This is a genomic window from Candidatus Eisenbacteria bacterium, from assembly GCA_005893275.1.
Lineage (GTDB): Bacteria > Eisenbacteria > RBG-16-71-46 > SZUA-252 > SZUA-252 > WS-7.
In genome coordinates this window covers 1-13,955 of the sequence record VBOW01000061.1, presented here as the reverse complement: position 1 = coordinate 13,955, position 13,955 = coordinate 1, and the positions used below count along the sequence as shown (strand labels likewise).

Genomic DNA, 13,955 nt, shown 5'->3' with positions numbered 1-13,955 from the left:
GATCGAGACCTCCAACGAGTTGGTCGTCGGATCGCCGTATCCGATCCGCCCCGCGGTCATGTTTCGCGCGAACTGCGGAGTCACAGGATAATCGGTGGTGGGGGTGATTGCCTTTCGGGAGCGCCCGCTGACGAAACCGAGCCGCCAACGCTTGGGCTTGAGATCGAGGCCGCCTCCCAGGATCGTCGCGTCCGCGAGCGTATAGCTGGAGAACTGAGGCATGAGGTTGCCGGCCGTGATCCCTGCCCACTGCCAGCGGGGAGCGATGGCCAGCTGATTGATGTTCTGCCGGAAACCGACCTGGTCGTCCGATACGAGAGCCGAAACGGGAACCTGGATCCGATCGCCCACGACACCGACCGTCAGACCCGTCACGATCTTCGCGCTTCGGTCGGGTCGGGTTGGGGATCCCGATCCGTCGCGGCTATATGTCTCGCCCGTGAGGGAAGCCGTTCCGTGGAGCTTCGCCCAGTTGGGACCGACGCCGGATGGCTGTACTGTGGGCGCTACCGTGGTGGGCGGGGCTTCCACTGGAGCCGCACCCGCAGGGACGGCATCCGTGGGCACATCTGGGGTCGAGGGCTCGCCGGCGGGCGCGTCGGACGCATCCGCGCCTCCGGCCGGCTGTGGCGGAACAGCCCGCATCGAATCCACCGGCTCGGCGCGATTGCCTGGAACCTGCGCGAGCCGATCGTCCGCCAAACGCTGGATCCGTATGGCGCCGCCGCTTCGCGCGGCCGCCGAGGTCGGTGCCACGCCGGGCCGCCACAAGGAGACCAGGGCCCGAATCAGATCGTCCGCGAAATTCCCGCCTGGGCCTGCTTCCTCCGTCCGCGATGAGGCGGTCGCGCCGCCGTTCCCGTCGGGCTCGTCCTGCGTATCACCGGAGCTCCCGACTCTCGCGTCGGGTGCGAAGGTCGATCCAGCGCGGACGTCACGGAGCTTTGCGGCGCGGACGGGATCCGATACCCAGGTGAATGTGTAGACCTCGCTCCGGCCGTCGTTCTCGCCGATGGTGAGCACCGAGCCACCGCCGCCGAGCCTGCCGCCGCCTGCGGAAGGGCCGATATAGTATTTTACGTTCGCCCTCGAGCTCGGGACCGCAAACACCGCCTGAACGCGCCAGGCGTACCTCCTTCCTTCCGTGAGCATGGGTGCCGAAAGCGGGTAAGGAAAGGCGCTCCTGTCGTTGAAGAGGGACTCGTAGATCGGGCGATTCGCCTCGATGGCCTGCGGAGCCGTCTGCCCCGGGAGCACCTCGACGAGCCGGAACCAGTGCGGTACCTGCCTACCGACCTGCGACATCACGGGGGTCCACTGGAATACGGGCTGAGGTATCGAGACGATGCTTCCGTTCCCCGGAAAAACCAGGGTCGGGGGTTTCGGAAAGAACACCAGGTAGTTGGTGCAGGCTTGGACGGTGTTGAGCACCGCTCCACTCGCGGTCCGTACGTTGGTGAAGTCGCCGCAGACTGTATACGTCCCGTCCGGAAGCCGGCCTGTCCCATCGACCGACTTACGCACTTCTCCGGTGAAACCCATGCGGGTCCAGTCGGTGATCTGATAGGTGGGGTAGAAAGCATTTGCGGCACCGTATGCGTGCGGGATGGGCGGCGTGCTCCCCACCAACACCCCACCTCGATAGATACTGACCTGAAGGTCTGCGAGGACCGTTTCACCCGTCGTGTTCGTGACGGCCATGGTGACCAGCGAGTTGGTCGTCTGCCAGATCGAGGGATAGGGTGGCGCGAAAACACTGGAGAGGCCCGCACCGAAGCCTTGCGCGTGGGCCGTCCGTCCTCCGAGCGCGAGAGCGGACACGAGAATCAGAAAACAGGCGCGATGAGCGCGAGAAATGGAGACCATGGGGTGCCCCCCTTTGGTTACTTGGGCTGAATCCGAAGCTGCGGCTCCTGCGGCGGCTCGATCTTCATGATCAGTCTGAGGACCGAGGTGGATGCTCGCGCTTCGTTGTTGTCCGCACGTGAATCGCCCGTTGCCGTGGCCGTCGCGATCGCGGTGAGCGTGCTTCCCGAAGGCGTCGTGACAGGCCAGACCAGAGACGTCATCCCGCTGGGCGCGATCATCACCGGGAACTCACGGCGGGCCGCTTCGGTCCCGTCGACCTGAAGGACTCCCGTGACCGTGCCGTTGCCCGCGGAGGTTCCGACGTTCCGTACCATGATGGTGATCGTCAGCGCGTCCCCCGCCTTCGGTGACGGGGGCGAGTACGTGATATCGGCGGGCAGGATCTGAAGATCGGGACGCTCTATCCTTGCCACCATCATCGTCGTCTGGAGCCCTTCGGGAGCGGCGAGGATCGCGGGCTGCTTGATCATGGGCTTCACGAGCGTCGCCGTGAGGGCGGTCGTGATCTCTCGAGTCGCTTCGGTCGTTTGCCCCGCAACCGTCGCGCGGCAGAGAAGAACGTGCTTGCCGGCGCCCGGGGTCCAGCGGGGATAGCCGGTGAAGATGCGATCCTTCCCGGCGACGACATCTCCGGTGGCCTCACCCAAGCGCACGTCGTCGGCAAAGAGCTCGATCCGGACTCCCTTCGCGTCGGCGCTCCCGGTGTTCTGGGCGCGGACCGAAAGCTCGACCGCCTCGCCCGCCGCGGGCGTCACCGGATTCAGACGCACGTCCGCCGCGGTGACGACGAGGCGGGGTACCGTGAAGGAGGCGCGGCCGATGAGCGAGACGACCCCGCCGAGTCGCATGGCATCCTTCGATCCGATTTCGATGGGCTTGGCGGCCGATCCGCTCCGGTCTCCCCAGGTGACCACGGCGCGAACGTCATGCCGTCCCGGCTGCGCCTTCCACGTCTTGAATCCGCCGGCAAGCACGGGCTGTGCGACCGGCACGTCCACCTTGGCTTCGCCGAGCTTCTCGTCGCCGACGAATACCTCGACCTTGACCTTGTTCGCGGGCTTAAGCTCCGAGTTGAAGAGCCGGACCGAGAGCGCAATGTCGGCGCCCACCTGCGCGGGGTAGGGGGTCAGCACGATGCTGTTGGCGGTGACTCCAAGCAAAGAGGTCCTTCGAACGGCGGACTTGCTTCCACGGGACGTCAGATCGAGCGATCGCGTCTGAATTGGAGCCGCGGCACCAGCGGGCGCGAGAAGGAGCGGCGTCAGGATTCGGGTTTGCGTCACCTGCATGGCGCCGCCGCCCGCGGTCATCGAGGAACGCGTGGAAGCAGTGGTCCCCGAGGCTTTCCCGACCAGCACCGACCTCGTCGTCGCCCCCGCCGCGGTGACGGGAGCCGGTTCGGCGCCGGCCCGCATCGCGGCCGCGCTCACCGTGATCTTATCGACAGCGGTGGAGCTGAGCGGCCGCCCGCCGGGCCCCTTGCCGGCAAGCTCGATCCGTACCGGGAAGGTCCCCGCTTTCGAGGGCGTCCACTGCTCGAAGGTCACCGTGCGGCGCTGGCGCGGGAAGAGGACGCCGAGGCTCTTGGTCGCCACGATCTTGTCCTCGATCTTCAGCGTCCCTCGCACGTCGCTGAAATTGTGGTCGAATGGATTCATCACCGTGAACGCAAGGCTGATCGGCTGCGGTCCCGAGGGCGCGGGTGCTGCGGTCATGGCCTGGGACGTGGACATAGTGCCCTGCGTCCCGCCGGTTCCGGAGCCGCCGGCGCTCCCCACAGAGCTCGTGCTCCCGGCCGAACCCGTGCCACCGACGGAGTGGATCCCGGTTCCGCTTCCGGTCCCGGAGGTCATCATCCGAACCGCGGGCATGGAACGCACCATCTCGATTTTCAGGAATCCGGGATCGGTCGCCGTCAGGAGACCACCCTGCATCGCGCCGAGATGGCCGGGTTTGATGTGCACACCGCCCACGTTCCCTCCTCCAGTTCCTCCGCCGGTCCCTCCTCCCGCCGGCGCAGACGAGACCATTACGTCCCCGAAATCCGCGTGATTGGTGCTCGGGTTGCCTTCGTTGTCGCAGTAGGCATCGAGGGTCACGTTCTTGTGATTGCCGGGATGCGACGGCGTCCAGGGCACGGTGATCGTCGTGGTGCCTCCCGCGGCAATGACCATCGGTGTGGAATTCGCGAGGTCGGTGGTGGAGTTCTCACGCAAGTAGAGGACGGCGTTCGTGGCTGCAGCGTGGCCGCCGTTCACGACCGTGAAGGAAAGCGGATTGACGGCTCCCGCCACGATCTCCTCGACGGGTTCGACTCCCGCGATGCTGAGGTCCGCCGTATTGGAAGGCGTGGGGGGTGGGGGAGGTGCTCCCCCCCCGCCTCCCCCTCCCTCGAACCCTCCGCCGTCCCCGCCACCGCTGCCGCCGCCCGAGCCCCCGCCGCCGACAAAGTTTTCGGCGGTTTTGGCGATCCAGGCGTCGAGCATTCCGAAGAGCGCCGCCTGCAGCTTGTCCTTCACGGCGCCCGCCACCCCCTTCGCGCTTCCGCGCGAGGCAAGCTCCGTGGCGATTTCACCGGCCCCGGTCGATGCGGCGGCGGCCGCGAGCGAGGTCTTGAGGTGGGAAAGGAGCGTGTAGGAGAGCTTGGGCTCGCCGGGCTTCGAGAGGTCCTTCCCGCCACCCAGGAGCCCGAAGTGGCTTTCCACCCGCCCGTACCACCAGCGCATGTCCTTCGAATCCGCGCCCGGAGTGTTCCACATGCGCGTGATCTCGGACGCGCGATCCGACCAGTTCCACTTGGGCAGCTCCGAAAGCGTCTTCGACGAGGGCGGATCCGGTTCCCCCTTCGAGCGGTCCATCGCCGTGCGCCAGAGGATTCCCGCGAAGGAGGATTCGACTCCCTGATTCGCGCGGAGGTCGCTCAGGTTGTTGAAGGTCTGCGTGTAGTACTGCGACTGATCCGATTCGGTCCCCGCCGCCGTGGAGTATCCCGTTCCGATGAGGAAGAGCTTCCCGGGGAAATCGCCCTGGAGCCTGGAGACAAGATCGGGAAAGCGGTCCACGGCGTTCGCACTCACGCTTCCGGGGAACCATTCCAGCGCCACCACGTCCACGGCCGCCGCGCCCAGGATCGTGCTCAGGTAGCCGCGCAGGGATTCGTAGGCCTGTTGATAGCTTTCGTCCGTGAGCGCAACGTTGACGATGGCCCCAAAGCGAATCAGCTCGTAATCGAAGGACGCGCTCGCGAGGACCGGTGTGGCCTGAAGGGATGTGCCCGCGAGGGCAGCCTGCTCCGAGGCGTGAAGCTTCTCGACGGTCGCACGCATGATCTCGCCGGCCTGCGCCGCTTCCATCGGCCCGTGACTGGCGGGATGATTCAGCGGCCGCTCCAGTTGATAGAACATGATCTGCGAGTAGGATTGGGCGTCTCCCGTCTTGCCCACCAGCTCGACCGTCTTCGCGGCGAAGGCTCCCACCCGGTCGGGAAAGTCCCCCGGCAGCGCCTCGCCGGGCGCGGCGCCGATCAAGAGCGGGGCTAGGCGAACGTCATTTGCTTTCGCCCACGCGCAGAGTTTCGCGAGACGTCCTGCGCCCCGGTCGCCCAGCTCCTTCACGTCCACCGGAAACTGGATGACGTTGAATCCCGCCGCTTTCAGATACTTGTCCCACAGTCTCTGCACCGAGGCGACCGCATCATCGGGGCTCGCATTCGAGGGAAGGCCGTCGAGCTCCAGCCCGACTCCAAAGATGGGAAGCAGTCCCGTCGCGCTCACCGGCGAGGAGGAGGCAGCTGCGGCAGTCGCGGCACCCGATGCTTCTCCCGCGCCTCGTGCCCGTCCCGGCGCCACGGCGGAGGCAAGGATGGCGGCGAGGGTCAGGGTCAACGCGATCGCGGATCGCGAGCGAGGAAGCGCGGTGGCTGGCATGTTCCGATCCTCCGAGGAGAGCGGCTCGCCCTCTAGGGCGCGTCCGGCTCCGATTGATTGACGCCGAGCGTGATCGCGATGGTGGTCAGGTCGCCGAAATTGGGTCTGTGAGTTCTGTCGATGGGGGCCGCGGCGCGCACCTCGTCCTTGTAGCCGTCCCAGTAGAGATCCACCCATTCGGGGCGGAGCATGTTCTCGAAGATCGACGCGTAATCCGTCTTGGAACGCGACGTGTAGCCCGTGAAATAGTCCGCGTACGCGAGCGGGATCAGATACGGCTTCGGTCCGGCCTCGTTCACGCCCGTGACGCTGGAGAGCGGCCGCCCGTTGAGGCCGGCAAGGCAAAGCGAGTTGTAGAGCTGGGCAATAGGGCTGGTGGAAACACGAAACAGCGTCGCATCGTTCGCCTGGAGGGCGGCCATGAACCTGGGGAGCCCCATGTGTCGCGCGTACTCCGAGAACGTGAGCGCGAGGATGTATTCGTTGTGCACGATGAACCGCGGTGGGAGATCGCGTATCCGGTAGTACGCATAGTCGGGGCCCGCGGGAGGGTCGCCCGAAGGGGCGATCTCATGCACGCCGGCTCTCTGGAGCTGGTTGTAAAGCCAGACGTCGTCGGACGGCGGGATCACCGGGGTATCGCACGGAATCGTGTCTCCCACGCCGGTACCTTCTGGATGCAGGGCCTTCTCGACGTACACGATGTCGTTATTGGCGAACCAGTCGAACATCCGTTGCCGCCGGGGCCCGTGGACGACGAGGCGGAGGGTGTTCGCGATTCCTTCCTGATAAGTCGCCGCCAGATTGGGAACGGCCTCCACGCCATAGTGGGTGCCGTCGGCGCCGTAGTGGTAGGGCCTGCTGCTCATCCAGAACATGTGCGCGCGTCCATCGGAGCGGTCCTGCGTGTGCACCAACTCGTGGATGAAGGTGCTCGTCGCCCAGTCCGTGTCCCCGTTGAACACTGCCTGGCCCAGAGCCATCTGCCCGGCCCAGGCGTCGTGTCGCGCCGGGACCGCCTGGTGCAGCTCCCGCGCGCAGTTCGCCAGCTGGTCGTCGTGGGTCGCGAAGTTGAAGGCGCACGGCCAGGCATGGCCGTGGTGGTCGGTGCAGGCGTCCCACTGCCCATACGCCGCGCCCGTCATCGGGGGGCCGGTGTCGTCCAGAAGCATGATGATGACCGGCTTGTTCAGGACCTTGATGATCTGCGACGCCACGTACTGCAGGCTTGCGTCGCCGCCCCTGCCCGGCTCCTGGAGAAGTGCCCGGACCACGCTCTTGAGGCCGGGAATATTCGCGTTGGACCAGAAGGCTCCCGTTTCCGTCCCGCGCCAGATGCCGATGTTGTCGAGCACGACCGGAACGCTGGCCGTCTGGTTCGGCTGAGCCAGGTACCGGAAGGAGATCTTGTTCCGCAAATAGGTTCGATCCTCCTCCGGAGTCGCGGAAACGGTCGATGCCGTGATCGCGGCCGCCAGGAGCGCCGCGGCGCACGGCCAGAACCTCATTCGAATGGATCGGTGGGGCATCTGAGCTACCTCCCGGGTGTTCCTGCTCCGAGCCCTAGCGGGTCCGGGGTGGATGTGTTGACGCCGAGCGCGGTCGCGATGTCCGTCAAATGCTGGCGCCGCGGCGGAAGCGTGGGGCCGAGCGGCGCGGCCAGCCGCACGCGGTCCTTGTACAGGTTCCAGTACAGATCCACCCAGTCGTGGGGCAGCATGTTCTCGAAGATGCTCGCGTACTGCTCTTTGGTCGTGGAGTTGTACGAGGTGAAGTAGTCCGCATACGCGAGCGGGATCAGATAGGGCTTCGGCTGGTCGTCGGGACGGCCCTCGAGGGCGCCCGGCGGAAGGAACGTCTGCTGCGGCCGCCCGCCTCCCATTCCCGCCCGGCCCAGCGCGTCGTAGAGCACAGCGATGGAGCTAGCGCAGGTCCGGAAGAGCGTCCCATCGTTCTGCTTCAGAGCATCGAGGAACCTCTGCAGGCCCAGATGCTGCGCGTATTCCGAGAACACGAGTCCGATGATGAACTCGTTGTGCACGATGAAGCGCGGTGGAAGATCACGGACCAGGAAGTAGGCGTATCCGGGGTAGGGGTTCGAGGGCACCACCTCGCGCACGCCGGCCGTGTGGAGCTGGTCGTACAGCCATATATCCGGAGACGGAGACGTGACCGTGGTCCAGCAGGGCGCCGGCCCGGCTCCCGTGCCTGGGGCCAGCACGGTCTTCTCGACCATCATGACGTCGTTCCTTGAAAACCAGTCGAACATCTGCTGGCTGATGCCCCCGTCCACCATCATCATGACCGCGTCCGCGATTCCTTCCTGGTACGTGGCAGCGAGATTGGGCATCGCCTCGTAGTAGTAATGCTGTCTGTCGGATCCGTACTTGTACGAGCGCTGGCTCACCGTGAACATGTGCGCCGAGCCGTCGGAGCGGTCCTGCGTGTGCACCAGCTCGTGCACGAAGGTGCCGAGCGGATTGCCGGCGTTTCCGGCATTGAAGGCTGCCTGCCCGAGGGTCATCGAGCCCGCCCATGTCGCGTCCCGCCGGGACGGCACGGATTCGTGGTGGGCCTGAGCGCACTGCTCGCGCGCGTCGTCATCCACCGAAGCGTTCCTGGCGCAGGGCCAGGCCCGCTGCCCGCTCGGGTCGCGGCATGCCTCCCACTGCTGGTATGCGTCGGAGGTGAGCGGCGCGACCGTGTCGTCCAGGAGCCGGATCAGCACGGGACGATCCAGAATCTTCACGACGCTAGCGACGACGTGCTGGAGATTCATGTTGCCGCCGTGTGCCGGCTCCCGAAGGAGCGAGCGCACCAGATTCTGAAGCCCCGGGATGTTCCTGTTGGTCCAGAACGCCCCGGCCTCCGTGCCGGAAGCGACGGCGTTGTTGTCGAGCACGGCGGGCGTGGACGACGTTTCGTTCGGCTGAGCGACGTAGCGGAAGGAGAGCTTCGTCTTCAGATAGTCCCGGTCCGTGGCGCACGCCGTGGAAGCGTTGAGGAGAAGCGCCGTCACGAGCGCCGGGCCAAAGAAACGTATGCCGTTCATAGGTCCCCTCCTCATCCCGCGTTGGGAAGCTCGTCCACGAAGAGAACCGCGTCGCTCGCGCTCTTCCGGCCCGAAGTAATGACCCGGTTCCCCTTCAGCCGCCAGTCGATCTGGTAGTCGTAGTTCACCGTGTCGGCGGGCAGGATGAAGTCGATCCTGTCCGAGAGCTGCCCCTTGCTCGCGTTCAGCGTCACCGTCTTCACCTGCTCGGTGTCGCCCAGCTTGTAGAAGAGCTTCACGGTGATGGAGCGGACCCCCGCCGCCGTGATGACATCGGGATCCGCCTGCAGGTCCACGCTCCGCTTCTGGAAGGGAGGAGCGAGGTTGATCGCGCCGGCGTTGGCCTTCTTCCACGGCTGGAGCACTTCCCTGCCGCCGAAGAAGCTCCAGGTGGTCTGGTATTCGTAGTTCATCCACTGGCGGCGATCCGAGTCATTCTTCCAGCCGTAGAGCAGCTTGAAGTTATTTCCTTCCTTGTTGAAATTGACGCGGTCGATGCGGACCTCGTCCTGCGTCTCGTCGCCCGCCTGATGGTGCTTCCGGAGCTGGACGGTGGCGAAGTTCACGTAGTCGCCGAAATCCTTCGCGTTCATCCCGTCCACGAACACCACCAGCTCGCGCTGCTTGTAGAGGGGATCGTCCAGATTGACCTGCCGGAAGTTGTCACCCTCTCGCATGAGATTCCGCATGTCGCCGATGTTCTCGTCGAAGCGAAGCGTCAGATTGTCCGTCGTGTACTTGTTGAGGTCGATCTTGAAGATGCCGCGCTGATGCACGCTCTTCATCTCGAAGGAAGCGAGCACGGCGAAGCTGGAAGCAGTTTCTTCCCGCCGCTGCGCCACGGGCTGCGACCCCGCGCCCGGAGCGTCATCCGGACGCGCCCGGTCGGCGTAGGTCGGCTGAAGAGAGACCGGCCGGGGATGGTACCCGAGCGGCCGGTCGGCGGTGTCGCCGGCCGATGGGGCTTCCTTCGCGGTCGTGGAGCTTCCGCCCGAGGTCGATGCGGGAGCCGCGGCGCTCCCACCGGCGGCCGCCGCGGCCCGCCTGCGGTCCTCATCGGTCCGGTTTTCCTCGCGGATCTGGCGATTCTCGGCGCGAATCCGCTCGTTCTCGGTGTTCGTCGCCGCCCGATTCGCCGCCAGCATCGCGGTTGCGCGATCCAGCATGCTCGGTTGACTCCCCGTCCCCGCGAGACTCGAGAGGTCCGGCGTGCCGGTGCCGCCCAGCGGCGAAAACATGATCTCCGCGATCTTGTTGTAGGCGGTCGTGATCAAGGCGTCCAGCTTCTCGTCCTCGCCGACCTGGGTCAGCTTGATCGCGCCCTCGCGCTTCAGGTCGTCGAAAGCGCCCTTGATCTCCGCCGCCAAGAACTGCGTGGCGAGGCCGACGGAGAACGCCTTGTGCTCGTAGATCTGGTCGAAATTCGCTTCGATGAGGGCGCGGTGCGGCGACCGGTATCCGCTCATGTCCATCTCGAAGGTGAAGCTGATGTCCGGCGTCGGTGTCTGGAAGGACTCCCAGAGGATTTTCGCGCCGAGCTTCGTGAGCTGTATGGAGACCGCCGCCTTATCACCATCCAGAAGCGGCGCGTTTCCCAGACCAACGACTTGCTTCGTCATGTTCCCGTTCGTGTCCTTGAACGAGGACACCAGTCCGAACTTGCCCGACTTATAGACGACCGGGCCCTGGAGCTTGGCCCCGGGCTTCACGCGTACGAGCTCGCGCTGCGCCGCCGCGACCTGCTCTTTGGTGACGCTCAGTGCGACCACCGCGTGAACGATGCCGCCTCCCTCGCCCTCGCGGGCCTCGGGCTGATCGGCGCCCGAGCGCACGTTCTCTACGTAGCGGAGGAATGAGAACTGCGGCTTGCCGTTCAGGTCCATCGAGAGGTGCGGCTTGTCGTTCACGTAGTAATAGGCGAGAGGGTCGTTCAGGTCGGGGAAACAGACGAGCTCGCCCGCCCGCACCGGCTTGTCGAGAAGAATCTGCTGGGCCGGAGCCGGTGCCACCCAGGCGAGCGCGACCCCGATCGCGAGAAGGATGGTCCAGAGCGTAATCTTCGTGGTGGTCCTCATTGCGGTTTCCCTCCGAGGAGCTCGGCGAATTTCGTCAGCACCTTCTCCTTGGCGCTGGTGGCCGCGTCCAGCGCCGCCGTCTTCGCCACGGCCTTCAACTCCGGTTGTTCGAACATCTCCTTCGGGATCGCCGCGTAGATGTAGTCATCGGCCACCTTGGCGCTCCACGGCGTCGCCATCTTGCCGTCCGTCCTGTGATCCACCACCAGGCGATAGGCGTATCCCTTCGCGTCCCGGTCCATGAAGATCTTCTTCGTGATTAGGGGCTCGTTCTTGGCGGGGGAGATGCTGAAGTTCTCCTCCATCTCCGTCCCGAACTTTGGATAGTGGACCTGCACCGTGATGCGCGTGATGTTGCTCGCCTTCAGGGCGTCGAGGTCCCCCTCGACCTCGAGGGTACGCGGCGCGATCGGAGCCGCCAGGGTCACGCCCTCCCAGCTCCCCTTCTGCCACGCCGGATTCGCAGGCCAGACCGTGCCGCCGCGGAAGCTCCACTGGGCCTGGTATTCGTAGACGTCGGCGTCCTTGTCCTCGGCGCGCGCGTAGGTGACCGAGGCGTTGATCCCTTTCTCTTTCAGGTATTTGGCGTCGATCGTGACGTGGTCCTGGAAGGGATTTCCCGTGCTCCGGTTCTTCCGCACGTTCACCGTCACGTAGTTCGCTTCCTGCTCGAACATGTCCTTCGCGTCCAGATCCAGGATGAAGTTGATGTCCCGGTGCTGGAAGAAGGGATCGTTCAGGTTGACTGCGGCGACGCACTTGGGGTTGTCGCGCACGCCGTCGTACCAGCTCGCTAGATTGCCCACCAACTGGCAGGGGCGCTTGATCGCCATGCGGTAGCTCAGATTGATCCGCTTCGTTTTCTGCGCGAACGCCTGCTGGAACGACTGCTTCTTGTAGACGTAATGCTCGCCGATCTGGATGTTGGGCGTGTTCTTCTTCTCCTGCTCCGTTGGCTGCGTCGGATTGGAGGGAGGAGCCGGCTCGGTCATGGCGTTCAGGAAGTACTGGAAGAAGGCTTCACGAACCTTCGCCACGCGCTCATCGCTCACCAGCTCGTCGAAATCGATCTTCACGACCTGCGACTCCACGAGGAAGTCGTACTGCTTGTGCATCTCGTCGTACGAGTAGGAGTACTCGGGCTTGTAGGACGACCACGAGAAGACCCAGAAGCCGCCTCCCGTAGTGCTGACGCCGGTTTGCTTCCGCTTGTATTCGGCGCCCAGCGAGTCGGAATGGGTCTCGAGCTTACTCCAGTCGAACGTGATGGTGCCGCGCGCGGCGGGGGCCAGCACGGTGTAGCCGAAGTTGAGCGCGATCGAGAGATCGGTGATCGAGCGGCTCTTCTCGAAGGTCGAAGCCAGGAGCTGGGCACCCTCGGCGCTCAGGCGCGAGGCGGCCGCGCATTTGCCGCCGGGGATGAGAGGCGCTTTCCCGGAGGTGACCAGCTTGGAAGCCATCTTGTCGTCGGAGAGCGTCCCCGAGATGATCTGGAAGGAGCCGCCCTCGCCCCCCTCGGCCTCCAGGGGAACGGCTCCCAGCACCATGGCCTTCGGGTGGTCTTCCTTGATCTTCTCCTTGAGCTCGGCTTCCTGGTCCGGCGTGAGCCCCCACTCCATGAGGAAATGCATGAGCCCGCCGTTCACGCCTCCCTGCTCGGCGCGGGCCTCGGTCGTGAACTTGAGGAAGAGGAATTCGGGCGTGCTGTCCGGCCGCTTGGAGAGATGGAGGTTGGTCGGCAGGTAATAGTAGTTCTCGGTCTTTGTTCCCGAAGCCGGTCCCGCCTGACCGAAGAGCGTCACGTGGGTGTTGTCCTTGAGCACCACGTCGATCCGATTCTCGTCGTCGAGAACCACCGCGCGCGCGGGGAGCGGGGCGAGGATGCAAGCGGTCCACAGGACCGATGCGCACCCCCACGAGGAGAGAAATCGGAGCGTCGCGCGTCGGCCCGGGACGCGCCTGGGTTGGACTGAGGCGTTCATCATTGGGTTCCTCCTCCGTTGTTCGCGTTCACGGGTAGCTCGTCCACGAAAATGAGTCCGCTTGTGTCGCGGCGCTTGTCGGTCAGCCGCTTGTTGCCCTCCATTTGCCAGGTAACGAGGTATTCGTAATCCGGCTGTCCCAGAGGCAGCGTGATCTGCACCTGCTTCTCCTCGATCGCCTCTCCGGGGCGGACCACGATCTGGGGACGGCGCCGCTCACCGAAGAAGGGGTAGTCGAGCTGCACGATCACGGCGCGTACGCCTTTGGACTTGAGTGTCCCGCCGTCCCCGACGAGCTGCACCGTGCGGTGCTCGTAGGGGGCGAAGAGGTCGATCATGGGTGCGCTGGTCTTCTTCCATTCGGTCTCGAACGCGCCGCCACCTTTGAAGCTCCACCGGGTTCGGTAGACGTAGTCCAGCCAGGACAGACGATCCTGATCCCCGTTCCAGCCGTAGACCATCCGCAGATCCTCCACCCCCTTCTTCACCGAAGCGCGGTCGAGCACGACTTCGCGGAGCGTCTGCTCGCCGTCCTGATGGTCCTTCCGCATCGTCACAGTGACCGTGTTGACGTAGCTCTCGAAATCGGGCAGGAGGGACGCGTCCACGGAGACGTGGACCTCACGCTGCTGGAACGTGGGATCGCCCAGATTCACCGCGCGGAAAAAGCGGGCGTCCTTGCCGAACCGCTTGTGGATGTCGCCCATCTGGAACGTCACGAATGTGTGCCGCTCGACGCTCGAGCGATGATTGAAGGAGAGCTGGCTCTTCCCCTCGCTCCGGAGCTCCTTCCTCTGATACCCAACCGAGGCGCCGAAGCCGACGGTCTTCCGGGCGCCCAGGGGACCGTCCGGGGTGCCCAGCTGGGAGAGCGCTTGCATGAGCCCTCCGCTCTGGTCGGCGGGCACGCGCTCCGGCTCTACCGGTCGGAACATCAGCTCGAGGAGCTTGCTGTACACGGTGTTCAAGAGGCCTTCCATAGAGGCGTCTGACCCGCTCGATCGCAGCTGGATCGCGTGCTTCTTGAACATCTCGTCGAAGGCGAGGGCCA

6 protein-coding genes are annotated in these 13,955 nt (G+C 65.1%); all 6 read right to left on the bottom strand.

Features of this window, described 5'->3' with window-relative positions; genetic code table 11:
* Nucleotides 1-1,866, bottom strand: a 1,866-nt coding sequence (locus E6K76_10150; protein TMQ57558.1) for a hypothetical protein, incomplete at its 3' end; no start/stop codon positions are given.
* Between the two features lie 17 nt (nucleotides 1,867-1,883).
* Nucleotides 1,884-5,795, bottom strand: coding sequence for a hypothetical protein (locus E6K76_10145; protein TMQ57557.1), 3,912 nt, complete (start codon nucleotides 5,793-5,795; stop codon nucleotides 1,884-1,886).
* Between the two features lie 32 nt (nucleotides 5,796-5,827).
* Nucleotides 5,828-7,324, bottom strand: a complete 1,497-nt coding sequence (locus E6K76_10140; GenBank protein TMQ57556.1) for a hypothetical protein — start codon at nucleotides 7,322-7,324, stop codon at nucleotides 5,828-5,830.
* 5 nt (nucleotides 7,325-7,329) lie between these two features.
* A complete protein-coding gene (locus tag E6K76_10135) occupies nucleotides 7,330-8,847 on the bottom strand; it encodes a hypothetical protein (protein ID TMQ57555.1) in 1,518 nt (505 codons plus the stop codon).
* Between the two features lie 11 nt (nucleotides 8,848-8,858).
* Nucleotides 8,859-10,922, bottom strand: a complete 2,064-nt coding sequence (locus E6K76_10130; protein TMQ57554.1) for a hypothetical protein — start codon at nucleotides 10,920-10,922, stop codon at nucleotides 8,859-8,861.
* Nucleotides 10,919-12,907 carry a hypothetical protein gene (locus tag E6K76_10125; protein ID TMQ57553.1) on the bottom strand — a complete coding sequence of 663 codons (1,989 nt, stop codon included), beginning with the start codon at nucleotides 12,905-12,907 and terminating at the stop codon, nucleotides 10,919-10,921. Before E6K76_10125 ends, E6K76_10130 begins: the two co-directional genes overlap by 4 nt.
* Nucleotides 12,908-13,955: the final 1,048 nt, after the last annotated feature.

Coding starts and splice junctions, on each gene's coding strand:
- E6K76_10135 (TMQ57555.1), bottom strand. CDS start 8,847: ATGAACGGCATACGTTTCTTTGGCCCGGCGCTCGTGACGGCGCTTCTC.
- E6K76_10125 (TMQ57553.1), bottom strand. CDS start 12,907: ATGATGAACGCCTCAGTCCAACCCAGGCGCGTCCCGGGCCGACGCGCG.
- E6K76_10140 (TMQ57556.1), bottom strand. CDS start 7,324: ATGCCCCACCGATCCATTCGAATGAGGTTCTGGCCGTGCGCCGCGGCG.
- E6K76_10130 (TMQ57554.1), bottom strand. CDS start 10,922: ATGAGGACCACCACGAAGATTACGCTCTGGACCATCCTTCTCGCGATC.
- E6K76_10145 (TMQ57557.1), bottom strand. CDS start 5,795: ATGCCAGCCACCGCGCTTCCTCGCTCGCGATCCGCGATCGCGTTGACC.